Below are 25,257 nucleotides of genomic sequence, written 5' to 3' on the forward strand. Positions count from 1 at the left end.
ATTGCGGGGGGTTGGATGTTTTGATTTCTCATTTCGTAATCATCAGGTCGGGGGTTCAACTCCCCCCTCCGGCTCCAGTGATTTCAATAACTTACATGTTTTAGCTTTCCCGAAAATTTCATTGATACAAAAACGATGCCAAACAGGGCGTAAAAAAAAACGCTAAAAAATCTCCTTTTTCAGTCATCTGGTCAATTCCCTTTTCACCCTTCCCGAAAGGGATTACATCACCCTCTTCTTCCCCGGTTCGAGCGGTAAATTAAATTTGGTAACTATCCCCTTAAAGTAACTATGCATAAGTTGAATATAGCATGTGAGGGGAGTCTGTAAAAAAGTCCTTGACTTATTACTATTTTTTGAAAGGAAATTATACGTCGACTTTGAGTTGAAATGTAATATGTTCTCCCATTACTTTCAGATTATCAGCATATTGGAGTCTCTTTTGACTCGTCGGTTATCCCGCTTTAAAGAAATACAGTCTCGGGAGCCGGGAGGACTATTGCCGTAAAACTGGGTGTTACAAATAGGGTTTGGAGTAAGATATTAAATTGTCACTTCTTACTGAAGTAACAACTTTCTACACAATTCGTAACTTTTTCAAATTACGGATTTAAACAGTTGTCTCCTTACAATCGGGGACTTCGAGAATATCGCAAAGGCTCTTAGAGTCCCTGTAAGTACATTTTTCAAAGACGAAGAATTAAAGACAAAGGACCCCGAATCCTATCTGTATAAGGGAACGCTTCCAATCCTACACTCCCGATCCATGCTCAATGGACGGCGCCGTCGTGCTCCTGGTTTTCGCTGCCGGAGGTTTCAGAGTCGTCCTGACTGTATACATTGAGGGCCTTCTCCTCCTCCGTGGATACCGGCTTTTCGAAGTTAGCGCCAGGCTCGGTAAAATCACCCTCTTCTGCGGCAAGGGATAACGGCATCGAAGATAAGGATATGAAAACGATAAAAAAGAGGAGCAGATTTAAAGTCCTTTTCATTTGATTCTCCCAATTAATCTTATTATGACTGATAAAATAGAGAAAAAAGTCTGATATGTCAAGATTATTCAGCGAGAAGTTTTTTTCTTGACTTTTTTTGTATATAAAGTAATGTGCTGCTGTATATTATCGTCATTATAAGGAGGAGTGTAATGATTAGAAAAGGAATCGTCTTTTCGATACTATTTATACTCGCAAGTATTCCCGCGTTTGCCATCGACTGGGAGACCAATCCGGTTTTTCTAAGGGGGGTTGATGAAGACTCGATCTTTGCGTCATATAGGGCCACCTTCGGCTCCGGAAGATTGCATAATATCTCCAATTCGATCACGGGAAATTACACGACCTACCTCGCGGCCGAAAAGGACATTGTAAATCACGGCCTTTACATCGGTTACGTCCAAATACTTTCGCCGGAGAGCAACTTCGGGGCGTTCGCAAGCTATGACCTCGGGCTCGAATACACCGATGGTTTTTTTCATCAGAGCTATCCGTCCAGCGGGACCTACTACATCGACGAGTACGGGAAATATTCCCGCACAAACGGCGAGTCCCTCGATCTCCTCTATGCGAGGAGGCTTTCCAACAAGATAGCCCTCGGCGTCTCCCTGAACCTCGACTTTAGCCAGGCGAGGGACGAGACCCTGTACAGTACCGTCAAGACAAACCGGAGCGGAAGATACGCCCAGTACATCGAAACGAAGGAGAAGTATTACATCGGCGCGACATTTGGAATGGGGTGGCTTCCCTTAAAGGATCTGGAGCTCGACTTCGCCCTCGAGGCGGCGGGCCTTTTCGGAAATCTTAGATACGAGGAGGATATTGTTAACTACCCGATGAACAGAACCTATTACGACTTCAGGGACAACGGAAGCATAGACGGGTGGAAGATCAGGACGGAGATCGACGGCATCTGGAAGCCCTCGAAATACTTCAGGGTCCCGTTCTCGCTGTCGTATGCATTCAACAACGAGCTTGAAGAATATTCCGGATTCGGGGTCTACGACAGAGACACCCTTCCACAAAGCTATCTCTATTTCAAGGACTATGAAAATGATTTAAGGGCCCATTTAATGGATCTCGGTCTCGGTCTGAAATATTACCCAACCGGCAAGACGGATGAGCTGGGACTCTATTTGTGGTGCTATTATAAATATTACAACGGTACTTCGAGGACGGTCTTATTCATAGACGAATCGAAGGGAGGGCTCCCCAGCTCGCTGAACAACAGCAACGTGGTTTACAACAACAACACCATCGGTTTTTCGGCCGGGGGAAATCTGCCGCTGACGCAACAGCTCTGGCTCTCTATGGGCGTAAACTATTACTACACCTTCATCTCCATGAACAAGAGGCAGAGGAACTACGCTGACGGGGACGTTACCTCCATCTACAACTACTACGGGAACGGCCACAGCCAGTATCTTGGATTGAAGCTCGGTCTCGGCTACACCCTGCCAAAAAGCGGACTCACGATAAACCTGACAACTCATATTCCCATACTCCACGAATCCGACTACGTACTGGACGGCGCAAACAACGTCAACCTCTTTTTGCCGGACCCGATAAGGTCCGATTCCATGAGGAGAGACTACAGCGTCATCCTGGGCATCTCATACTCCTTTTAACCGGGACGACGCGGGACTATTCATACAACCCTGCGGCGCGGCCTAATGTGCCGGGCGGAAGATTATGTTAGATGAATGCGGATTGAGCCGCATTGAATCCGCCCAGGAAAATTTTATATATAGGGGTAAAATTATGAAAAGGATAAGCCTAATACTCGTGGGTGTCATGATACTGGCCATGTCTGGGTGCCTCTTTCTTTTTCACGACACGAATAAAAGCCTGTTGATATTCTTCAACAAGGACGGAAGCATTGATTACGTGATACACGAAGACGGAACCGTTACCAAATTTTATCCGGACGGGAGCAAGAGGCACTACGACGCGGGACAATACGGCCCCTCGGCGGACGGCGGATGGGATTACAAATATGGCGCCCCCGGAGAGAAGCAGGGGTACGAGGGGAGGACTATCTGGGTCGATCACGGGGACGGAAGGGTGACCTACTACACCGCAAAGGGGGAGAAGCTGTATACAAGGGACAGCCAGGGCAATAAGGTATGGTACGACAGGGACGGCAGGGAGTCGTTCAGGGAGGACGCGGACGGGACGATCACCCACCTCATCTGGGAGAAGGATAGGGTCGAGGGGGTGGAGGAGATAAAGAACAAAATGCCTCCTCCGGCCGCATATGCGCCCGGCGGGGAGGACAATAAATCGGGGTCGGGCGGAACGGACGTGGGGATGGGCTACGAGGACGACTTATTCAACAAGCCGCTCCCGCCCTATGACGAGAAGGGCGAGCCGGGATCGATAGGGACCCCCGATCCGGCGGGGGGTGACAAAAAACCCAAGCCATACCCCCTCTACACAGTCAAGAAGCCGGACGGATCATCGATCACGGTTTTCAGCGACGGCTCGGAGGTGGCGTACTACCCGGACGGGAGCATACGCTTTAAGATTGGTCCCGGCTATCAGCCGAACATTACCTACTACAAGGATGGGAAGGTGTGGTATGTGGAGGACCACGAGGGAAACGTGATATATCACTCCGGCGGAACGATCCCGGACGACATGAAGAAGGGGAATAGAGAGGAAGTGGACAGGATGGTCCAAAGCCTGGACAAGTCCGCCCCGGCGTCGAAAAAGCTGGAGGGGAACACGGGCCCCGAATACGGCTACGAGGGGGAAAAGGGGAATGTAAAGGAAGAGAAGGTTAATATGGCCCAGAGCCCGGAGACGGAGACCATCGGCACCCCCACGCCCGGAACGGGAGATAACAAGGAGACAGACTCCTTCGACACGGGGACTCCCACTCCAAATACGGGAGGAGATAAAGAGACCGGCTCTTTTGACGTCGCCACGCCAACACCCGGAACGGGGGACAAAAAGGAGACCGGCTCCTTTAACGTAGGCACCCCTACGCCCAAGTCCCTCAAGGATGAATTTGAAAGAGACTCGGATGGGAACGTAACCTACTTCTACACGGACGGGAAGAAGGCTTACACCGTTCACCCTGACGGCTCGGTGACCTATTACGATGAGAATGAAAATAGATGGTACACCAAGCACAAAGACGGGACGGTTACCTATTATAAAAAGGAGGACAAAAAAGAGGGGAATTCGACCGAGGAGCTTTCCAATTTTCTGGAGGAGACCGATACCGGCAATGACTTCATCGAAGGTGGAGGCAACACAGGCCCCGGCGGAGGCATGGATCCCAGCGGCGGTCACGGCAGTTACGAGTAGGAGAGTTCCCCGCCCGCGTATAATGAAAAAAATAAAGCCTCACCCCCCTCTTCATGGAATCGAGGGATATTCGAATGCTGTGGTGAAAAGAAAGCCCGGGACGTCAGGGCCGGATGGGGAGACCGGTCTATTCACAAAACCTGATAAAAAACCAAGAAAGTGTCTTTATTATAAGTCGCCTCTCTAAATGTTCTTCAATTTGTCCATTGAGCTGAAGAGTGAGATCGGAAGTTGATATTTGCCTTGATGAGTCTTTCTAATGAATCACTAATGAACTCATTGTTTTTTTACTGAATCGAAAACCGCTTGGCAAGAAATAGAAACGGCGAAATTTATTTCTTCCGTCCAAAGAGACGGGGCTTTTGACTCCCGATCCTGTTATGAATTGACAACATCGGTATTTTGGCCTTCGGCTCCAATTATTCCAAAAAGGCTGCCGGGGTCTTTTTCAACTCCTCTTAACTCTTTGTGACCACATATTTCCCAACTTCCACCGATAAAATACAAACATTCATTTTTGAAATATTTTCTTGTTTGCTTCTGATATTCATTTGTGGTAAATTAACTCCGTTTGGGAAAAGGGAAAGGGCTTAAATTTCAAATTGGTTTTTTAAGGGGAATCGCGGTTGACGCAAGGCTCCGATGAGATGATTAAGTTGATTACGATAAATTTTGATTTATTCTATCTAAAGACAGAAGGAGGAAATTATGGCGGAAAAAGTATGGCATAAGTTTTACCCACCTAACGTGCCGAAGAATATCGATTACGATAAGCACACCATTTCTCAGGCGCTGAAGAGATCGGCGGAGAAGTACCCTAACCAGTCGGCCATCAACTACATGGGCAGAAAGATCACCTATAAGGAGCTCGATGGTTTGGTCAACAGCTTTGCCCGGGCGCTCATTGACATGGGTGTCAAAAAGGGGGACAACGTGGCGGTATGCCTTCCGAACATCCCTCAGGTGGTTATCGCCGATCTCGCCATCATGCGCATCGGGGCCGTTATAGCGCAGAACAATCCCCTTTATACCGAGCGGGAGCTGGAGTATCAGCTGAACGACTCCGGCTCGGAGTATATCATCACTCTTTCGCTACTGGTGCCCCGGATGCAGGGATTGATGCCCAAGACGAAGATAAAGAAGATAATCGCCTGCCATATTCATTCATACCTCTCATTTCCAAAGAAGCAGCTCTTCCCCTATGTGAAGAAGGCAATGCACAGAGATATCGAAGAGACCGATGACGTAAAGGTTTTCATCAACCTGATAAAAAAATACTCAAAGGAGCCGATCGAAGACAAGAGCAAGTGGGACGATCTAGCGACCCTGATCTACACCGGCGGAACCACGGGGGTCAGCAAGGGGGTCATGCTCTCCCACAAGAACCTCTCCGTCAACGTGCAGCAGATACAGAGATGGTTTCCCGATCTTACTTTCGGGGACGATTCGATCGTCGGCACCTACCCCTTGTTTCACTCGGCGGGAAACATCATAAGCTGTTTTGCCGTCTGGATGGGGTGGACGCAGATACTGATACCCCGCCCCGAGCCGAAGGGAATCGTTGAAATCTTGAAGAAGACCAAGCCGGGATGGCTCCCGGGCGTTCCGACAATCTTCGTAGGGCTTTTGAACGAGCCGAGCTTCCGCAGTCTCGATCTCACCTTTATAAAGGGGTTTTTCTCCGCCGCGGCCCCCCTCGCACCGGAAACGCTGAGGGACCTGAAAGACCTCACCGGGGCCACGATGTCGGAGATCTACGGGATGACCGAGGTCTCCCCCGCGGCGACCATCACCCCGAGCAGCGGAACCATAAAGCCGGGGACGGTGGGCATCCCGATCGCAGACACGGACGTCAAGGTGATGGATTCGGACAAGGGGACGAAGGAGCTCAAGCCTCACGAGACGGGGGAGATAATCATCACGGGTCCGCAGCTCATGATGGGCTACTACAACAAGCCGAAGGAGACGAAAGAGGCGGTGAGAAACGGGTGGTTCTACTCGGGCGACCTCGGATTCTTCGACGAGGACGGCTACCTAACCATCGTGGACAGGAAGAAGGATATGGTCATTGCGGGGGGATACAATATCTATCCAGTGGAGATAGACAACGTCCTTTACGAGCACCCGAAGATCCTCGAGGCGTGCGCCGCCGGGGTGCCGGACAAGTACAGGGGCGAGACGATAAAGGCGTTTGTCGTCGTCAAACCGGGCGAAAAGCTGACGGAAGAGGAAGTCATCGCCTACTGCAAGAAGAACCTCGCCGCCTACAAGGTGCCGAAGGTGGTGGAGTTCATGAACGAGCTGCCGAAGAGCACCGTGGGAAAGGTATTGAGGAGAGAGCTCAGGGATATGGAGATGAAGAAGGCAAAGGAAGCTGGCAAGTAGAGGTGGGGATATAATATAGTTTTATCCTCGAAAACAAACCGATATTGTGTATATAAAAGGGGGGCGGGTTGTAATGACCCGTCCCCCCTTTGATTTGGCCGACGGTTTTGGGCCGGGGGGAGGTGACGCCCCGCTATGCTCCGCCGGCCCCTGTTGGCTGTCAGCGGCCCGACTTCGGCCGCCCGAGATCAGCGGGACCAATTATAATATCCCCGATTATACCTGTCGTATCCATCTCGGTGAGTCCTGTCGTTACGACCCCTCGCCCCGTCGAGTCTCCGCTCTTTATACCAATTCCGGTTTTCGTTGTAATATTGTTCCCGACTATCATATTGATTCCTTTTGATCATGAACCGGAGAAAACCGCCGGGCATGGTGCCCGCCGGATTGTTCCTCCAGGCGTAATTACAGTAGCTCCCCGAACCGGGATTTATGCACGATCCGTATCCCGTTTTAGACGATGTTCCTGTATTGTTATTTCGTACGTTCCTGTATAAATCCTGTCCTGAGACAGATCCGGCGAAGAGAAGGACAATCGCCGCAAATACAAGAACCACGCCCGTCTTATTCTTTATTCTATCCATGACTATGCCTCCTTGACTTTGAATTTGCATAATTTCTTAATGGTATAAACAATGTGGGTGTTGAAATCCTTCGGATTGCATAAATAGAAATGGGGGGCAAGGTCAATAACAGTTCGAATGTTGATATGTTGAAGCATTGAAATTAGTGAAGCATTGATATTAGATAGGTCAATCTTTAAGATACTTTTGGTAAATACTTCCTTTTATTTAATATTCATGGCGATTTTAGACGATTTGATGTCCATATCGATCGTTCTATAATGAAAAATACAGGCATTTTATCCTTACTTATCTACAAAATATGTCTTTTCTTGTCTTCATAACGCACATTTTTCTTGACATATGAAAAAATTTGTTGTATTGTTAATCACGATCAGGGCGCGGGGTCCTGATTATGGATACTGCTAAAGAGAGAGTCGAGGCGTATCATCAAGGTGTCCGATAATTTCAATAGCAGTTTTTTATGTTTTATTCTCGAGTTTAATAATGTGTTTTGAGAGAGGTATTGTTGTTTTCTTGTTTTCGCCTCCTGAAGTGACCGTTGTTAAATAGAGAAAAAGGAGTCAAGAATGCAAGGAAGCAAACTTTTTGTGGGAAACCTCAGCTATTCGGTGACCGCTGAAGAGCTCGAAAACCTCTTTTCGGAATATGGAGAGGTTGTAGAGGCCAAGGTCATCGAGAGAAAAGGCTTTGGATTTGTCGAAATGTCGACCCAGGCCGAAGCCGAAGAGGCGAAAGAGGCATTACACGGAAAGGATTTATCCGGACGAACACTGAACGTCGACGAGGCAAAGCCTCCTCGGAGCAGGAATCAGAGGGATAACCATCGTAGGTATTAACCCACGAGTTAAATTCCGAACAAGAGAGGGGGGACTATTCCCCCCTTTTTTATTGTCTTTAAGAAGCTGAGCATCGAGGGTTAATATTAACTTACTATAATAATGATACAAGTGTCGTGAAAGTTGAGCTTTTAATTAACTCCAAAAAATGCTTGCTATTCTTAAGCATTTATGATAGCTTCAACGAAGTATGTTTTTAATCCTTTAGAGGAGGCTTAAATGGATCCTTCGCTGTTTATCATGCAGTACGCAGAAGAGGCCGGTGGGGGTGGTTTTGGCTCAATACTTATTGCTGTTTTGGGTTACGTTTTCTTCGCCCTCGCCCTCATGGGTATTGCAAAAAAGACCAATACGAAAAACGCCTGGTTTGCCTGGATTCCCATTCTCAATATTGTCCTGCTACTTAACATTGCCAAGAGGCCCGTCTGGTGGCTTATCCTGCTCCTGATACCCCTTGTGAATATTATCATTGGGATAATTGTTGGTATAGACATCTTAAAGGCAAGGGGCAAGCCAGCATGGTGGATCATTCTTCTTCTCATCCCCATCGTCAATGTCATTGTGCTTTGTATACTCGCCTGGGGCAAGTAAAAAAAAGAGAAGGTTTCATCTACAGTTTTGCTAGAAAAGGGCGCTTCGGGCGCCCTTTTTGTCGTCATCTTCCCCTCTCGATCAATTCCAGGCCGAAGCGGATCACGGAAGTCTTTGCCGTTTCGTAATATCTCTTCACGGTCAGATAGTCCCTTATGGAACAAAACGTGTCCAGCGATGAGACGACGAGCGACTCCAAGTAAATGGGCGGAATCACGGTAAGGGGCCACATATGTTTTTTGATGATGTCCTCCTCCTTTCTGGAGAGGCTTGTTATCTCACGAGCGTTCTTGAGGGAGATGTTCGGGTGCCTGAAGCCGTGGAGTCTCGGCCCTTCCCGCAGCCAGTCGTAGTAGAAAAGGTCGTGCAGCAGTGCCCCCCGGACGATAGCATCACAGTCGAGGGAAAGCTTCTTCCCCGCTATAAGGCCAAGATACGCCACCTCCTTTACATGGTCCAACCTTGACTTGCCGTTGTGGTGGTTACATTCAGATAGGATCGCCACCCTCTGGTCTTCAAGAAGGGGCCTCGTCACGCTTGTGTATTGCCTGTTAAGAATTTCTCTCTCTTCCGGCGTAAGCCTGAAGAAGGTTTCCACCGATAGGGTCAGGAAATCGACAAGCATTATGGAGGAGAGGGCTATCGCAAAAAATATTACAGAGGAGGGCGGAAAACCGAAGAGGGCATTCTTGTATGCCGGAAATATAAGATATTCAAAGACAAACGCCGCAAACGTCCAGTAAATCGAGAACTTTAGACAGATGTAGCCCTTGTAATTGAGATGCTGGTCGGAATAGTCCCAGAGGCGGGTGTTGAAAAGGCGCTTGGCGATGACTCCCGAGGCAAATTCAAGCCCGGTTATGATTATGATATAGACCAGCGCCTTTATCGCCGGGCCCGATTCCCGCAGCAGAGATATGGCCACGATAAGGATCAGGGCGCTCGTGCCGTAAAGTATGAGATAGGGCCCCTTCAAAAGACCGGGGTTGACGAACCTCCCGGCGTTGTAAGAGCGGTAAGAGACCTCGAGGATCCATCCCAGGATAGAAAAGACAGAGAAGGTAAAAAGCACCTCTACAATTTCTGAAATCATCTTTCACACCATTATTGAAGTGTTTTACAGAGGGGCGGCTTTCAGGCCGTGTCTTTAACCCCCTTTTCAGACATAATTCCGAAGAAAAGGAGCTTCAGCAATTCGTCGAGATAATGCTCTATGAGCTCCTCGCTTTCCTGCACCAGCCAGTTGAGCTCAAAGCCCTTCAGCGCATAGCCGATCGCCCTTGCGGTAAGGAGTATGTCGTTGGTCTTGAAGGTCCCCTTTTCGATCCCCTCTTTCAGAATGGATACGATGATGTTGTTCTCCCGATTGAAAAAATCGTCTCGAATCTTCTCGGCGCTCGGCAGGAGATTTTCTATCCCCTCTTTGTCAAGATTTAGGATATTTACGGCCCTGTGCATATACTTGAACTTTGCGCGGACAAAGGAAACTAACTTTTTGTCGGGGGAGGTCTCTCTTTCGACGGACGACAGGACGCTTTCCAGAATCTCGTCCGCCTCCCGGTTGAGGACCTCCATATAGACCCTGTCCTTGCTCCCGAAGTAGTTGTAGATGGTCCCCTTGGCGACCCGCGCAAGCCGGGCGATCTCATCGAGGTTTGTCTTCTTGAGGCCGTAGCGGGCGAAGAGCTTCCTGGCCGTTTTTAGTATTTCATCCAGCTTTTCCTGCTTCATTAATTTGTCCTAAAAATCATTTTGTACCTATATCGTTTTATAGTTCAAATATAGCACAAAAAAAGCGTGTGTCAAGGGATTTTTTTGTTTTTTTTCGGATGATTGAAAAAAACCGAGACGGCAGAGGTGTTTGAAGATGGAAGAAAAAAGGGCGCCTGGGGACGCCCTTCCTTATCTAAACTGGTTTTCAATGCCGGATATTGAAGTCAGTTAATATCGGATCCGATTTTTTTAGGCAGATTAATCAATTGATCATTCCCCTACTTCTCTCATTCTTGTCTTGACCCGATCCGTTTCTTGCCTAAAATGGCCCGTCCGTCAATTTGTCCCCCCACTCACCACAGGGCCGGAAAGAGGCGCCTTCTCTCCCTTGCGAACTCCGGGTAGCCATCCATCTTGAAAAGGGTCTTCTCCTCCCCCAGGATTCTCAGCGCTATCGCCGGTATAAAGAGAAAGAGGTAAATAATCAAGGTCGGGAGATTGAAGAAGTAGATTATGACGCCGAGGTTTGCCGCGATCATCCCGGAGTAGGCCGGGTGGCGGATGTACCTGTAGGGCCCCGAGTCTATGATCCTGTGGCCGTCGACCTCCCTGACTATGTGCGAGTAGTACCTCCCCAGCGTCCTGATCGCCCAGAGCCTTAAGGAGACGCCGATGAGAAATATCGAAAATCCGAGGAGGTGAAAGGGGCCGGGGGACTGCCAGACCGATTTAAACCAGAGGGCGGAGAGGAATACCGCCGCCTGGCCTATCGCGTAGAGCTCGCACGTCCCGAAGTCGCGGGTCTTGTCCCCCTTGTCCAGCTCGCTCTTCGAAACCTTCGATTCCAAGATAATCCAAAAGAGGTATGCGCATACAAAGACGATGTCCATGTTGAATATCCACCCGTCCCATATACCCCCGCCCTTGAGCCTCAAAAACGTCAGGACCAGGATCAGTATAAAGAGGATGGGCGACATTATCATCGGGATTAGATTTTTAATATTAACGCTCATACCTTTCTCCCCGATTACCCAATTACAGGAGATGCTCCAAATGAGTCCTTTTGTCTCAATCCGCCCATCATGCTTGAACACAGCTCAAAAGGCGAGCCGAGTCAAGTATAGAGAGATTTTGAATCTATAAACTCCCGCCTGAATCGCCAACCTCTCTATTTCCTGAGAGACGAGACGATTATCTTATACATCAATCTCTCAGGCATAAAGCGGACCATGAGATGGGTTATCCGGTTGTTCAGCCCGGGGATACAGATCGGCCTGTCTCTCTTTAGACAGTCGAGAGATATTTTGACGACTTCATCGGGGCTCATCGCCTTGCTCATCCCCTTGGTTTCATAGATCTCGGAAGGTTTAAGCCCCATCTTCTCGTGGAAATCCGTTACGGTCATACCGGGGCACAGAGCCTGTACCCTAACGCCGGTCCCCTTGAGTTCGAGATGGATGCTCTCGGTGAAGAACTTCACGAAGGCCTTGGTCGCCGAGTAGATTGAGTTTCCGGGGAAGGGCAAAAGCCCGCCGATGGATGACAGGTTGATAATATACCCCCTGCCGTTCTTCACCATTTTCGGAAGCGCCGCGTACGTCAGCTCCATGGTGGCGACCGAGTGCACCGCCAGCATCTCCCTTTGCGGCCCGATATCCGATTCGTGGAAGCTCCCGCTCACCGCAAAGCCGGCGTTGTTGACGAGGATTTCGAGGTTGTCCGTCGATCTTACCCTCTCTATCAGCTTATCCAGCTCCTTTTTGTCAGAAAGCTCACAAATGATCACCTCGACCTTTACCTTATGCTCCTTTTTGATCGAATCTGCAACGGACTCGATCTTTTCCCGGCGTCTGCCGGTGATAACGAGATCGTACCCCTTTTTCGCGAAGGCCGTGGCGAAGGCCTTCCCTATCCCGCTGGTTCCGCCGGTGATGAGGGCGGTTCCTTTTGTTTTTTCTTGCATATTCTAATCTCAATTGCTAAATTAGTGTTTCAAGGGGTATATTATATAACTACTTTCGGTGAGGTCAATTGAAATATGTAAAATATTTTTGTCCATTTCTATTCCAGTTTTTGTTCAACACCTTCATTAGATAGAATACAATTTCATTACAGCCCAACGCTCTCGTTAAGAGTTTGTGCATCGAATGAATCCTCCACTTCACTTCCCCAAACGAAAAATTGAAAAAGCTCTTATTACAAACGGTTTTTAGTAACTCTCACACGGATTTTTTTGTTAAAGATTCAAAAATCAATATCAAAACAACTTGATTTAGTTGCATATTAAAAAACAACTTGACAAAGGCATCTAATTAGGGTAAATTCTTAAATAGGAATGATAATTAATAAAGTTTCAGGAAATGGAAGACAGCTCAGAGAAAATATCTCAGAAACTGGATGACTTTAAAAAAACCATAACACAGGCGGGATTCAAGCTTACCCCACAGAGAATTGAAATATTTAAAGAGGTTATTAAATCCAAAGATCACCCTGACGCAATGACGGTATATAAGAAAGTAAGCGTCAAAATGCCTAATATATCATTAGACTCGGTTTACAGGTCACTGTGGCTTTTTATAGACCTGGGGTTGATTACAACTTTCGGCAATTCATGCGATAGGTTGCGATTCGATCGGAACATGGATCCCCATCATCATTTTATTTGTAGAAACTGTGGGACAATACTTGATTTTGACAATGATGATTTCAGCCATTTAGAAATTCCCGAAAATGTTGAGAGTATGGGAAGTGTTGAAAATATTCATGTTGAAATGAGGGGTGTGTGTTCACTTTGTTTGCAAAAAAGGCAAAGCGAAAAAAACAAAAATAAGAAAGGAGGGTAAAGAAATGAAAAACAAAAAAAGAATTCTCACAACCGGTTTCGGAATGCCGGTGGATAATGATTTGAACTCGATGACGGCGGGATTGAAGGGGCCCGTTTTAATACAGGACGTTCATCTCACCGAGAAGCTGGCGCATTTTGACAGGGAGAGAATCCCCGAGCGTGTCGTGCACGCCAAGGGAGCTGGGGCCCACGGCTATTTTGAAGTAACACACGATGTGACGAAGTATACCTGCGCCGATTTTCTATCGAAAGTGGGGAAAAAGACCGATGTATTCGCCAGGTTTTCCACAGTCGGCGGCGAGAAGGGGTCCGCAGATTCTGAAAGGGATCCCAGGGGATTTGCCCTGAAATTCTACACGGAAGAGGGCAACTATGATATGGTGGGGAACAACACACCCGTATTTTTTATTCGCGATCCCCTTAAGTTTCCAGATTTCATTCATACCCAGAAGCGAAACCCCGCGAATAACCTTAAGGACGCGGATATGTTCTGGGATTTTCTATCCCTTACGCCGGAGTCGATTCATCAGGTTACAATTCTGTTTTCAGATCGCGGCACTCCCAGGACGTTCCGAAATATGAACGGGTACAGCAGCCACACTTATATGTGGTATAACAAGAAAGGTGAGTACTTTTGGGTGCAGCTGCACTTCAAGACGGAACAGGGGATTGACAACTTTACCGGGGAAGAGGCGGCAAAAATGAGGGGCATTGACCCGGACTGCGTGACGCGGGACCTCCATGAATCGATAGGACGCGGCGATTTTCCCTCGTGGCGTTTGGAAGTGCAGATAATGACGCCGGAGCAGGCAAAAGATTATCGGTTCGATCCGTTTGATATTACAAAGGTCTGGCCCCACGGCGACTTTCCACCCATGGACGTCGGCCGTTTGGTCCTGAATAGAAATCCGAATAACTATTTTGCGGAAGTCGAGCAGGCGGCCTTTTCTCCTGGAAATTTCGTCCAGGGCATAGGACCTTCCCCGGACAAGATGCTTCAGGGGAGACTGTTCAGTTACCACGATACCCATCGCCACAGACTCGGCCCCAACTATCACCTGTTGCCGATTAACGCCCCGAGGGCGTGCAAGATGGACAGCTATCAGCGAGACGGCTATATGCGCTTCGACGATAACGGCGGCGGGGGACCTAACTACTGGCCGAACAGCTTTGGCGGGTCGAGTCCCGATCCAGACATAGTTTTCCCGAAGCTCGATATTTCCGGGATGGCCGCGAGACACACCTATGAGCTTGGAGATGTTGATTTTGTTCAGCCCGGCGATCTTTACAACAAGGTCATGAAAGATAAGGATCGTGAAAATCTCGTGAGCAATATCGTAGGGCATCTTAAGAACGCACAAAAAAGGATAGAGCTCAGGCAGACGGCTCTCTTCTATAAGGTTGACGGCGATTACGGCGAGCGTGTGGCAAAGGGACTCGGGCTGAACGTGAGTGATATAAAGAAGCTCGCGGCAATGTCACAGGAGGAGCGCGTCAAGGCGACTGCAAAATAATGCAGAGTTGTCTTTGGCGTTTTGGTGGTTAAAAATGCTTTAACACCATTAATTTATTGTATATAATTAATGGATAACAAGAGAGGAAAATTTAATCTATTAGAGGAGGGGCAAAATGGCGGAGCCAAAAGACAAATGTGTAAAGCCGGCGGGCGGGCCGCTGCTTGAGGCCGCGGAAAAGCCGGAGGAACAAAGGGCGTTTCAAACAGGAGGACGCGTAATGATCGCAAAGGTAGGTAAGCCGGCCCCGGATTTCGAAGCCAGCGCTTTTTACAAGGGGGGATTTGAAAACATCAAGCTCTCCAAGTACAGGGGGAAATGGGTACTTCTTTGCTTCTATCCGGGAGACTTTACGTTTGTTTGACCTACTGAGCTTACGGCAGTTGCCGTAAAGTATGATGAATTCAAGAAGCTGGACACGGAGATTCTGGCCATGAGCGTCGACAGCAGGTTTTCCCACAAGATATGGCAGGAGGAGGAGCTCTCCAAGATGGTCAAGGGGGGACTTCCCTACCCGATGCTAACCGACGCCGGCGGCCGAATCGGGACCGTATACGGGGTGTATGACGAGGAGGCGGGAGTCAATGTGCGCGGCCGCTTCATAATCGACCCGGACGGGATCGTCCAGGCGATAGAGATATTGACTCCTTCTGTGGGGAGGAACGTCTCGGAGGCGTTGAGGCAGCTCAAGGCATTCCAGCACGTCAGGAAGACGGGCGAAGCGACACCGTCGGGGTGGCAGCCGGGGAAGAAGACCCTGAGTCCAACCCCCAGTCTTTCGGGCAAGGTCTGGGAGATATGGAAGCCGGAGATGGCCTTCTGATATGCTTTCTGATAAAAAATATTGGATTAGGATATAGATGCATGGAATTGTTTAACCTTAGAGGAAAGGAGTTTGGATATGCTTTCACAGATACCGATTGATATTAGCAAGATCAAAAAGGACGACCTCGACCGGGAAATCATAAGGGCCGGGATCATCGCGGAGCTCGACGCGATCAACCTCTACGAGCAGATGGCGGCGCTGGCGAGCGACAATGATCTTAAGAAGGTCTTGCTCGACATCGCCAAGGAGGAGAAGGAGCACGTCGGGGAGTTCATGGCCTTGCTTCTGAGATCGGACAAGGAGCAGGTGGAGGAGCTGGAAGAGGGGAGGGAGGAGGTCGAGGAGCTGATCGGCAAGAAGTAGCAGCGGTTTATCAAAAGTCTTATAACGTCATCAAACATCCTGAAAATCTACAGAGTAAAAAGGGGGGGCTTAAAGCTCCCCCTTTTTTTGCGGGAAGATAGATTTGACGCTTTATCTTATTGCCGAATAATGAAGCCCGGCATACGAACCGGGCTTTTTTATCTAGGGATTGAATTTCAACACTGTTGACTGCGGGCACATCATGTGCTATCTTCAGGGGAGGTTGAAGGAGTAAATTCGTGAGATTTTATAATATATACTATTTTCAGGAGGCTGAAATGAAGAAAAGAATCGTTTTAGTTCTGATGTTGTCGATAGTCTTATCCTTTTCAATTCCCCTATTTGCCGTCGAGATAGAAGATGCCTGCATGAAGGGGGAGCCGTTCACCAAAGGGATTCTTCTTCAGGACGATAGGGACTATATGATCGTAACCGATCTCGGAATGGATTTGAAGGTCGATATCATACAGCAGCTGGAAGGGCAGACCACAGAAGGCAAGGTCGTCTGGACGACTACGGATAGCGGCAGTTTCACGTTCAGGCCGCCCCTCACATCATACCACATCATCAAGGTGACAAACTCATCGGACAACGTGAGGACGTTCAACATCAGAATTGAAGAGAAGCCGGCAGATAAATATCTCAGGTGATACCTCATTCATTTTTAGAGTGTTAATTTTAGTGGAGTTTTTCCATGTCAGTAATTGAGATCGTACCGAATATCTACTGGATCGGCGTAAACGACAGGACAACAGACCTCTTCGAGGGGATCTGGCCCATAACCGATGTGGGTATAGTAAACAACGCCTACTTCATCGACGACGAGAAGAAGGCGATCGTAGAGTCATCAAAGGCGTTCCAGACGGAAGACCTGCTAAACAAGATTGCGGAGATAGCAAGTCCCCCGGAGATAGACTATGTGATAATAAACCACATGGAGCCGGATCACACCGGGGCCTTGGCCAGGCTGGCGGATGCCGCCCCGAAGGCGGTCTTCGTCGGGACCGAGCGCACGAAGGGCCTCCTTGAGGCGTTTTACGGAATCACCGAAAGGGTGGTGACCGTAGCGGACGGCGAGGAGCTGTCTCTTGGATCGCGCACGCTGAAGTTCTTCCACACGCCTATGGTCCACTGGCCCGAGACTATGATGACCCTGGAGACAAAAGACGGCGTCCTTTTTTCCTGTGACGGGTTCGGCGGGTACGGGGCGATCGAGGATAACATCTTCGACGAGACCTGCTCCGATATCGACTACTACGAAAAGGAGTCGCTTCGCTATTACACCAACATCGTGACCAAGTTCAGCGGTATGGTTACGAAGGCGATCGACAAGCTGTCGTCCGTCCCCGTCAAGATCATCGCGCCCTCCCACGGCCTGATCTGGAAGAAGGAGCCGGGACGGATCATAGACCTATATAAGAAGTGGGCGTCGTACGGGGTAGGAGAGGGGGAGAGGGGAATAACCGTGATTCACGGGTCGATGTACGGCAACACCGACATGATGCTCGACGTCGTGATCGAGGCGTTGAAAAAGTCCGGGATCCCCTTCGAGGCCTTTGACGCCTCCCGGACCCATGTCAGCTACGTGCTTCCCTCCCTCCTGACGAGGTCGGGCGTCGTTATCGGCGCCCCGACCTATGAGGCGGGGCTTTTCGTGCCGGTGGCCCATATCCTCGACATGGCGGCCAGGAAGGGGATTAAGAACAAGAAACTCTTTCGGTTCGGCAGCTACGGCTGGTCCGGCGGGGCCGAGCGGGAGCTGAAAAAGTTCATCGACGACCTGAAGTGGGAGCTTACAGACAGCTTCGAGTTCAACGGCAGGCCCACCGAAGAAGACCTGAAAAAAGGGGCTGATCTGGCGAAGATGTTCGCTGAGGGCCTCTAAGAAGAGCGGACATTGCTTGAGCTGTGCTCGTTGTTTGATGTTATATCATATCCATAGCGAGAGAGGAGGTTGAAAGATGGGCGATACCTATCACGAGAGCTCGCGGGAGATTCCCGTTTTCGATTCGGTCGACGTAATCGTTTGCGGAGGGGGCACCTCCGGTATATTCGCCGCCCTTGCCGCCGCAAGGGGGGGAGCTGAGACGTTTCTCATAGAAAAAGAGGGATTTCTCGGCGGGACGGCGACCTCGTATCTGGTCAACCCGCTCCCGGAGATGATGGGAAAGGGGGGCCTCATAGGGGAGTTCATGGACAGGATGGCGGAGTTGGGCGGGTACGTGAAACACGACCCGGCGGACGTCGTGTACGATTTTTCCTTGGCAAACACCTACGACGTAGAGCTTTTCAAGGACGTGGCGCTTGAGATGCTCAACGATGCGGGGGTCAAGATACTCCTTCACACGATGGCCGTGAGATCGATTTTGGAAGAGGGTACTATCAAAGGGATCATAGTTGAAAACAAGTCGGGGAGGCAGGCGGTGATGGGAAAGAGGGCCATCGACTGCACCGGCGACGGGGACGTCTCCGCGTTTTCCGGCGCACCCTTCGAGAAGGGGAGAAAGAAGGACGGGTTGATGCCCTCGGTGTCGCTTCTCTTTCACCTCCAGAATGAGGGGAAGCTTAAGGACAACCCTGCAATCCCGGTGGGGGGGATATTTCTCCTGGCGCCGGTTCTGATGGGGCTCGCCAGGGAGAAGGGGATAGACTATGAGATCCCCTACGATGCGAGCTTCCTCGTCCCGATGCCGGTGAGCCGCGGGAGGCTCCTTGTCAACCTGGCCCACGTGAAAAACGTCGACGGCACGAAGGCGGAAGACCTGACAAGGGCGCACATCGCCTTAAGAAAGCAGATCAGGGAGGCGGTGGATTTATTGAAGAACCACCCCTACTTCCAGGACGCGTACGTTGCCACAACAGCGACCAACATCTATGTGAGGGAGACGAGGCGGATCACGGGCGAGTACGTCATAACCGAGGAGGACGCACTGTCCGGGAGGAGCTTTGAAGACGCGGTCGCATCGTGCCGCTATATGATAGATGTCCACCCAATAGACGACACTGAGGTAGGGAGATACGACAACCACCCCCCCTTCGACATCCCGTACAGGAGCCTCGTCCCGCTGAAGGTGGAAAACCTCCTGATGGCCGGAAGGTGCGTATCGAGCGACAGGGTTGCCCAGTCCGCCCTGAGGATAAGCGGCACCTGCATGAGCACCGGCGAGGCGGCGGGGACGGCGGCGGCCCTCTCCGTGGTGGAGGGCCTCTCCCCGAGGGAGCTGGACGGCAAGCTCGTTAAAACCCTCCTCGAGAAGAACGGGGTAAACATAAGGCCGGACGAGAGCCGGATGCCGAAGAAGTGCATGCTCGATTGAGGATTCGAGATTAATTCCTCTCCTGTTGTTGAACCGGTTTGTGGGGTTGTCCGAACAGTTGAGGGGGGTAAGCAATATTTTAATTAAGGGCGCGCCCAGCCCTTAGACACATTCTAATACTTAAACAGAGGAGATACCTTATACCATGAGTTACATCTTCGGCCCCGTCCCATCCCGACGTCTCGGACGTTCCCTCGGGATTGACCTCGTCCCGTTCAAGACCTGCACGTACGACTGCATCTACTGCCAGCTCGGGGCGACCACCAACCGCACGATGGAGAGGGGGGAGTGGTTTCCCTTAGACAAGATAGTATCGGAGTTGAAGGAGAAGCTTGATACAAGGCCCGACTACATCACCCTCAGCGGGTCGGGGGAGCCGACGCTTTACTCGAGAATCGGCGATCTCATAGAGGCGATTCGTTTGATGACCGATGTCCCGGTCGCCGTCCTGACGAACGGCTCGCTTCTGTGGCAAAAGGAGGTTCGCCGGGGGCTGATCGATGCGAATCTCGTGATCCCGTCGTTGGACGCCGGCGACGCCTCGACCTTCGAGGCGGTCAACAGGCCGGTTGACGGCATTGACTTTGAGGAGATGGTGGAAGGCCTTGTCACCTTCAGGTCGGAGCACAAAGGTGACCTCTGGCTGGAGGTGTTTTTGCTGGACGGCTACAACGCGGCCGTGGACGACGTTAAAAAGATCGCCGCCCACGCCCTGAAGATCGGGCCGGACCGCGTTCAGCTCAATACCGTGACACGGCCCCCGTCCGAGGAATATGCCCTGGCCGTTAATCAAAATCGAATGAAGGAGCTCGCGAAGCTGTTTGAGCCTCAGGCCGAGGTTATCGCGGACTTCCGGTCGATTCATAAGGAGGCGGATTTTGCCTCAACCCGGGAAGATATTGTAAAGATGCTTCAGAGGCGCCCGTGCACGACGGCCGACATTGCGGACGGGCTGGGGATCCACAGAAACGAGGTGGTTAAATATATCGAAGAGCTCTTCGAGAGGGGGCTGCTGGAGCAAAAGAGGGTGGGGGAAAAGGTCTACTATTTCGCCGATACAAATTCTTGATCCGGCGGGCCGTTCAAGGAGCGCCGGGGCGTCCAATAATGGGACTTCTTTAAGATTCCAGGACTTTCGCTCATTTCCTCAATGATGCGGGTAAAAAAGGGATAAGAAATAAGAAAAATTTTCGGTCCGAAAGCTACGGCTTGTCCAGCAAGTCCGAGCGGGAGATCAAGAGATTCATCGATTATTTGAAGTGAAAGCTGATATTACGTTTTGCATTCAACAAAGGACTTACAGATGAAGATTTGAAAAGAGGAACAAATCTGGTTAAAAAATTTGCTGAAGGTATCTAAAAAGACGCTTTTAAGAAGGAGGGATAAATATGAAACCAATAGGGCCTCTAATGCACGAACATCGTCTTATTGAGCGAATGATCGCAATTATTGGAAGGGAAAAAGAACGTATCACGGCGACTAACACTCTAAACGCCGTCTTAATCGATACAGTGGTCGATTTTATAAGAATATACGCAGACAAAACACATCATGGGAAAGAGGAGGATATTCTTTTTCGTGATCTGCTGAAGAAGAAAATGACGCCGGATCACGAGAAAATAATGCAGGAGTTGATTGATGAACACAAGTTCGCCCGTAAGGTAACGGGGGATCTGGTTCAGGCAAAAGAGAACTATTTAAAGGATGGCAAAGAGCATGATTTAGATGTAATTGTTGGGCACTTAAACACGCTAATCGAATTCTATCCCGAGCATATAAGGAAGGAGGATAAAGATTTCTTCTTCCCAATTTTGGATTACTTTACAAAGGAAGAGCAGGATGCCATGCTCAAAGAGTTCGATGAATTCGATAGAAATATGATCCACATGAAATATAAGTCAGTAGTTGAAACTTATGAAAAATAGTTTTCAACGGTCAGGAGTTGTATTGACAATAGGTTTCCCCGATTTTCAATAATGCCAAATTTTATTTTTCGGATTCAATTCGTTAATAGAACAGCTCGATTGAAGACTGTTCTGTTGTTGTCCTGTAATAGAGCGGTTATCAAAGACTGTCGTTTTGTTTCTATATAAATGAATAGCCATCCCCATTCTCGTGCAAACCGATTTTTGATTCTCACGGACGCTTCTTTGCCTTGGCAGCGAGAAGAGGCATAATCCAATCATAAAAATCCACCTTTTTATTGTTCATAAAGTGGCGCTTGTAAGTCCAGTTTATCGACCTTAAAAAAATCAAAGTACCGCCATTTTTTTCTTGACATATTTTATATAGTGAAGTAGTATTTTAGTTAGACTAACTAAATATATGGTCGCAACGATGGAATTTATACAGCTCCTTATAAGGATAAACGAGATCGTCCACGCCTCAATGAGGCGGTTCAAGGAGGAGATCATCGGGGGGGGCGACTACCCGGAAGTCACGGTAAACCAGCTTATATACCTCGAGGCGATATTCCAGCTGGGGAGCCCCACGGTGAGCGAGCTGGCCGATCACCTGAAGGTGTCGAAGGCGTCGGCCAGCGTGGGGATCGGAAAGCTGATCAAGAGCGGGCTGGCAGATAAGACGATATCGCTTCAAGACCGGAGGATTCACCATATAAGCCTCTCCGGCGATGGGAAGAGGCTTATCGAGGCGGAGGTGAGGGCGCTCACCGAATTCTCGGAGAGGGTCAGGGGGGCGCTCTCGGACGATGAGGCGAAGGTGCTGATCGAGATATTCAAAAAGATACTCTCTAACTACAATGGTTCTAATAATAAGGACTGATTTTTTTTAAGGCAAATGTTAGTTAGACTAACTAAAAAGGAGGCAAAATATGGAAAAAGTGGAAAAAGTGGAAAATGTGGACAGAAGAATCTTGTGGCTGAGGATAAGCTACTGGGTCGGGGCGATCCTCGACGGGCTATGGGTGGTTCCCATGTATTTTCCGAGACTGGGGGCGAGAATCTACGGGATCGAGGACTTAACCTTCGGGGGCGACTTCAGGTATGCGCTGGCTATTGGCGCGGCGCTCATGCTCGGCTGGACGTTTCTCCTCATATGGGCGGACAGGAAACCGGTGCAGAGGCGGGGGGTCCTGCTCCTCACGATATTTCCGGTAAAGGTCGGGTTGGACCTGGCGAACATATATCTTTTCGTCTACGGTTACGCCACCGTTAAGGGTATGCTCCCCTCATGGATATTGTCGTTTCTCCTCTATGTCCTGTTTATATACAGCTACGTTAATTCGAGGAGTCTGGTTGAAAAGAAGGGCTGATTGGTGATTCAGCCTTTTTACTGGATATGGATTAGGCCCCCCGTTGGAGCAGACAGACTAATTAAATTCGAGCATCACCTTAAAAGCTGGTTATACTGATAGGACATCCTTGAGTAAAAGACTTTTTTAGGGCAAACTGTTTCGGATTTTCGCGAGCGTTCCTTTTCAATGATAAAAAACGCGGATCCCAAACAGTTTGCCCCTTTTTGTGATTCCTAAAAACTGCACAAATATGTTGACTTTAGCTTTCCGTTTAAGCTGCTTATACCCGTAATCAAAAGTCTCAACCTAATCCATTTGCTGCTGCTCTTCTTCCTTGGCGCCGTCGCCGTTTCCGGTGTCGCCGTCATCGCCGCCCGTATCGACGTTGTTTACGTTCATCACGGCCGTGACCGGGCTTGACTTCAGCTTGTCTATCTCGGCAAGGGGTATCCATTTGCCCGTCGGCAGTGTGTGTACCTTACCATTCTTGAAGACCACTAACTTGTCGAACCTGACTGAGCCCTTGTTCAACGTCCCGTTGACCGGGTCCTTGTAGTAGATGTCATCCATCATGAGGATATTGACCATATCCCCCTTTACCTTCGCCTTCCCGACAAACCTCGTGTCCACGCCCCCGATCTTTAGCTCTTCGGACTTTGCGTTTCCCTCCCTAAGGAGTCCCCTCCAGGCGTTTGACGCCTCATCGCCCGAAAGCGTCCCGGCGTTGACCTCATCCACGAACTTGGTTACGGAATCCGAGTCGACAAGGTAGCACCTGATCTCCAGCGAGTAGAGACTCACCACCTTCGACCCGGCGCCCAGGGCGCTTCCGACCAGGGCAATGGAGAGCGCCATCGCCGTAATAACAAAACTTAATATTAATCTCTTCATTTTTTAACCCCCAAATAATTGATAACACGACTTAATTTCAGAATACTACGAAAATGGTCAGAAGTCAATAGGAGGCAATTAAAACCGCGAGATAAATCTTGGTTAAGGATGGGTTGATATTTTTGTCTATAAAGCCAGGAAGGATATAAGCGGAGAAATTATCTTAAAGTGGTGGATTGTTGTACTGAAGAAAAGAGATTCTTTATCCAATCACCGACCCTTGAAAACCTTGTCTCGAAACCTGCCGCCGGGGCATATATGTTTGATGGCGCAGACCTCGCAAATCTTTAATAGGAAAACCAGATAATATACTAAATGTATCAAAAAATAGCCTATAGCATATACTATACCGAGTTTGGCTAACCAGTAGAGTGGGAAGAACGGCATACCCAGAAAGGCGAGGAAGGCGGTCGAGGCGTTTATATCAAACATCCACTTTGACTTTACGATCTTTCTATTTCCGCAGATTAGCTTCGCTAATATGCTCGCCGGCATCAGGCCCGCCGCGCCCGGGCAGAATCCGCCGACATAGGGGCAGTCCTGATAGACGCAGCAGTACGCCATGAAAAAACACATTATTAGGTAAAGCGACAGAAATATCAGGGAGAGGATAAAGTTGATAGACCAGAGGTAGATGAATACGAGGATGTAAATTAGCAGGAGGGGGACTGTCATTAAAAGATATAGCTTCTTCCTGCGATAGGGAAAATAGGACATATCGGGCTTCATTCCTTCGGGCATCTTGATACTCCATTACCCAAGCTTCATCTTAACTGAAAATACTTTAGAACAAGAGGGATTGTCAACGTTTTTATTGGTTGTGAGGCAGAAAAAAACAAGAGCCGAAGCCCTTTAGTCAAGTTTTTGTTGATACGATCCGGGAAAAATGATATAAGGGAAAACTACTCGAACTGACCGATAGATACCTTTAAACAACACAACAAATTCAATACCGGATTTCTGATTTGATGAGCGGATAAACATGGGTGAGATATTAAATATTGCGCCCCTTAAGTGATTTCGTGATCTTGACCTGAATCGAATTATGGCGGAAATATGAACGACGAAAATATCTGGATACCGATCCTGATCACCACCCTCGCCGGGTTGTCCACCGGCATAGGGAGCGTTGCGTCCCTCTTTATCAAGGAGTTCAAACACTCCTTCCTCTCCGTGACCCTCGGATTTTCAGCGGGCGTGATGGTCTACGTCTCTTTTGTGGAGCTTTTGAGAAACGCCATCGACGGGGTGGGATTCGTTTACGCAAACCTCGGCTTTTTCGGCGGAATTATCTTTATGTTCCTCATAGACCGGATCGTGCCCCACAACTATTTCGAGGAGCAGGTGGAAGGCGCCCCGGAAAACAAAAAGCTGATGGCGACGGGAACCTTCACCGCCCTGGGGATTGCGATTCACAACTTCCCCGAGGGGATGGGGGTTCTCTTCTCATCGATAAGCGACCTCTCCCTCGGAATCCCCCTGGCAGTGGCGATCGCCGTTCACAACATCCCCGAGGGAATCGCCGTATCGATGCCGATCTACTACGCCACCAAGAGCAGAAAGACCGCCTTTCTCTACTCCTTTTTTTCCGGCGTGGCGGAGCCGTTGGGCGCGATCATCGGGTTTTTCATCCTCCGGCCGTTTCTCAACGACTTCGTCCTGTCAATGACGCTGGCGGCGGTGGGGGGGATCATGGTCTTCATATCCTTCGACGAGCTTTTGCCCCTCTCCTTCGAGACGGGTGAGGAGCACGTTGCAATAATCGGCGCGATCTTTGGGATGGTGGTAATGGCCGTCTCTTTGTCACTACTATAGAAGAAGAGGAT

25 protein-coding genes are annotated in these 25,257 nt (G+C 49.3%); 17 read left to right on the forward strand and 8 right to left on the reverse strand.

What is annotated here, in order from left to right; all coding sequences use genetic code 11:
- Nucleotides 1-770: 770 nt before the first annotated feature.
- Nucleotides 771-992 carry a hypothetical protein gene (locus JW984_16300; GenBank protein ID MBN1574758.1) on the reverse strand — a complete coding sequence of 74 codons (222 nt, stop codon included), beginning with the start codon at nt 990-992 and terminating at the stop codon, nt 771-773.
- Nucleotides 993-1,144: 152 nt separating this feature from the next.
- Here JW984_16300 and JW984_16305 point away from each other — a divergent pair, with 152 nt between their 5' ends.
- From JW984_16305 to JW984_16315, 3 genes are all read left to right on the forward strand, one after another.
- Nucleotides 1,145-2,620 (forward strand): hypothetical protein, encoded by a 1,476-nt coding sequence (locus JW984_16305; GenBank protein ID MBN1574759.1) that lies wholly within the window; start codon nt 1,145-1,147, stop codon nt 2,618-2,620.
- Nucleotides 2,621-2,753: 133 nt separating this feature from the next.
- The gene (locus tag JW984_16310; GenBank protein MBN1574760.1) at nt 2,754-4,307 is read left to right on the forward strand and encodes a hypothetical protein; all 1,554 of its coding nucleotides are present in this window, start codon (nt 2,754-2,756) and stop codon (nt 4,305-4,307) included.
- A 708-nt stretch (nt 4,308-5,015) separates the two neighbouring features.
- Complete coding sequence (locus JW984_16315) at nt 5,016-6,692, forward strand: long-chain fatty acid--CoA ligase (GenBank protein MBN1574761.1); 1,677 nt, start codon at nt 5,016-5,018, stop codon at nt 6,690-6,692.
- Nucleotides 6,693-6,880: 188 nt separating this feature from the next.
- On the opposite strand, the gene JW984_16320 is transcribed toward JW984_16315, so the two are convergent.
- Entirely contained in the window at nt 6,881-7,276 is a 396-nt protein-coding gene (locus JW984_16320; protein MBN1574762.1) for a hypothetical protein, read from the reverse strand.
- A 569-nt stretch (nt 7,277-7,845) separates the two neighbouring features.
- On the opposite strand from JW984_16320, the gene JW984_16325 reads away from it, so the two are divergent.
- On the forward strand, nt 7,846-8,115 hold the full coding sequence (locus tag JW984_16325; GenBank protein ID MBN1574763.1) for an RNA-binding protein: 270 nt from the start codon (nt 7,846-7,848) through the stop codon (nt 8,113-8,115).
- 219 nt (nt 8,116-8,334) lie between these two features.
- Complete coding sequence (locus tag JW984_16330; protein MBN1574764.1) at nt 8,335-8,706, forward strand: hypothetical protein; 372 nt, start codon at nt 8,335-8,337, stop codon at nt 8,704-8,706.
- Nucleotides 8,707-8,770: 64 nt separating this feature from the next.
- Here the strand turns inward: JW984_16330 and JW984_16335 are convergent, their stop codons facing one another.
- From JW984_16335 to JW984_16350, 4 genes are all read right to left on the reverse strand, one after another.
- The gene (locus tag JW984_16335; GenBank protein MBN1574765.1) at nt 8,771-9,799 is read right to left on the reverse strand and encodes a phosphohydrolase; all 1,029 of its coding nucleotides are present in this window, start codon (nt 9,797-9,799) and stop codon (nt 8,771-8,773) included.
- A gap of 41 nt (nt 9,800-9,840) precedes the next feature.
- Nucleotides 9,841-10,437, reverse strand: coding sequence for a TetR/AcrR family transcriptional regulator (locus JW984_16340; protein ID MBN1574766.1), 597 nt, complete (start codon nt 10,435-10,437; stop codon nt 9,841-9,843).
- 335 nt (nt 10,438-10,772) lie between these two features.
- The gene (locus JW984_16345) at nt 10,773-11,396 is read right to left on the reverse strand and encodes an isoprenylcysteine carboxylmethyltransferase family protein (GenBank protein ID MBN1574767.1); all 624 of its coding nucleotides are present in this window, start codon (nt 11,394-11,396) and stop codon (nt 10,773-10,775) included.
- Nucleotides 11,397-11,587: 191 nt separating this feature from the next.
- Complete coding sequence (locus JW984_16350) at nt 11,588-12,382, reverse strand: SDR family oxidoreductase (protein ID MBN1574768.1); 795 nt, start codon at nt 12,380-12,382, stop codon at nt 11,588-11,590.
- A gap of 397 nt (nt 12,383-12,779) precedes the next feature.
- On the opposite strand from JW984_16350, the gene JW984_16355 reads away from it, so the two are divergent.
- The 11 genes from JW984_16355 (at nt 12,780) to JW984_16405 (ending at nt 22,558) form a co-directional block, all read left to right on the forward strand.
- Entirely contained in the window at nt 12,780-13,262 is a 483-nt protein-coding gene (locus JW984_16355; GenBank protein MBN1574769.1) for a transcriptional repressor, read from the forward strand.
- Between the two features lie 4 nt (nt 13,263-13,266).
- Nucleotides 13,267-14,778 (forward strand): catalase, encoded by a 1,512-nt coding sequence (locus JW984_16360; GenBank protein ID MBN1574770.1) that lies wholly within the window; start codon nt 13,267-13,269, stop codon nt 14,776-14,778.
- Nucleotides 14,779-14,893: 115 nt separating this feature from the next.
- Nucleotides 14,894-15,601, forward strand: a complete 708-nt coding sequence (locus JW984_16365; GenBank protein MBN1574771.1) for a peroxiredoxin — start codon at nt 14,894-14,896, stop codon at nt 15,599-15,601.
- Nucleotides 15,602-15,679: 78 nt separating this feature from the next.
- Nucleotides 15,680-15,967, forward strand: a complete 288-nt coding sequence (locus JW984_16370; GenBank protein ID MBN1574772.1) for a rubrerythrin — start codon at nt 15,680-15,682, stop codon at nt 15,965-15,967.
- 278 nt (nt 15,968-16,245) lie between these two features.
- Nucleotides 16,246-16,617: a hypothetical protein gene (locus tag JW984_16375; protein ID MBN1574773.1), complete on the forward strand. Its 372-nt coding sequence runs from the start codon at nt 16,246-16,248 to the stop codon at nt 16,615-16,617.
- A 44-nt stretch (nt 16,618-16,661) separates the two neighbouring features.
- Nucleotides 16,662-17,852 (forward strand): FprA family A-type flavoprotein, encoded by a 1,191-nt coding sequence (locus tag JW984_16380; protein MBN1574774.1) that lies wholly within the window; start codon nt 16,662-16,664, stop codon nt 17,850-17,852.
- Nucleotides 17,853-17,928: 76 nt separating this feature from the next.
- Entirely contained in the window at nt 17,929-19,284 is a 1,356-nt protein-coding gene (locus tag JW984_16385; GenBank protein ID MBN1574775.1) for an FAD-dependent oxidoreductase, read from the forward strand.
- 145 nt (nt 19,285-19,429) lie between these two features.
- Nucleotides 19,430-20,353, forward strand: coding sequence for a radical SAM protein (locus JW984_16390; GenBank protein ID MBN1574776.1), 924 nt, complete (start codon nt 19,430-19,432; stop codon nt 20,351-20,353).
- A 319-nt stretch (nt 20,354-20,672) separates the two neighbouring features.
- A complete protein-coding gene (locus JW984_16395) occupies nt 20,673-21,209 on the forward strand; it encodes a hemerythrin domain-containing protein (protein ID MBN1574777.1) in 537 nt (178 codons plus the stop codon).
- A gap of 412 nt (nt 21,210-21,621) precedes the next feature.
- Nucleotides 21,622-22,068, forward strand: coding sequence for a winged helix-turn-helix transcriptional regulator (locus tag JW984_16400; GenBank protein ID MBN1574778.1), 447 nt, complete (start codon nt 21,622-21,624; stop codon nt 22,066-22,068).
- A 49-nt stretch (nt 22,069-22,117) separates the two neighbouring features.
- Nucleotides 22,118-22,558, forward strand: coding sequence for a hypothetical protein (locus JW984_16405; protein ID MBN1574779.1), 441 nt, complete (start codon nt 22,118-22,120; stop codon nt 22,556-22,558).
- Between the two features lie 288 nt (nt 22,559-22,846).
- On the opposite strand, the gene JW984_16410 is transcribed toward JW984_16405, so the two are convergent.
- Nucleotides 22,847-23,431, reverse strand: a complete 585-nt coding sequence (locus tag JW984_16410; protein MBN1574780.1) for a hypothetical protein — start codon at nt 23,429-23,431, stop codon at nt 22,847-22,849.
- Nucleotides 23,432-23,641: 210 nt separating this feature from the next.
- A complete protein-coding gene (locus tag JW984_16415) occupies nt 23,642-24,172 on the reverse strand; it encodes a hypothetical protein (protein ID MBN1574781.1) in 531 nt (176 codons plus the stop codon).
- A 315-nt stretch (nt 24,173-24,487) separates the two neighbouring features.
- On the opposite strand from JW984_16415, the gene zupT reads away from it, so the two are divergent.
- The gene (gene zupT / locus JW984_16420; protein ID MBN1574782.1) at nt 24,488-25,246 is read left to right on the forward strand and encodes a zinc transporter ZupT; all 759 of its coding nucleotides are present in this window, start codon (nt 24,488-24,490) and stop codon (nt 25,244-25,246) included.
- The last annotated feature ends 11 nt before the right edge of the window (nt 25,247-25,257 follow it).

It is taken from the genome of Candidatus Zymogenus saltonus, from assembly GCA_016929395.1.
Taxonomy (GTDB): Bacteria; Desulfobacterota; Zymogenia; order Zymogenales; family Zymogenaceae; genus Zymogenus; species Zymogenus saltonus.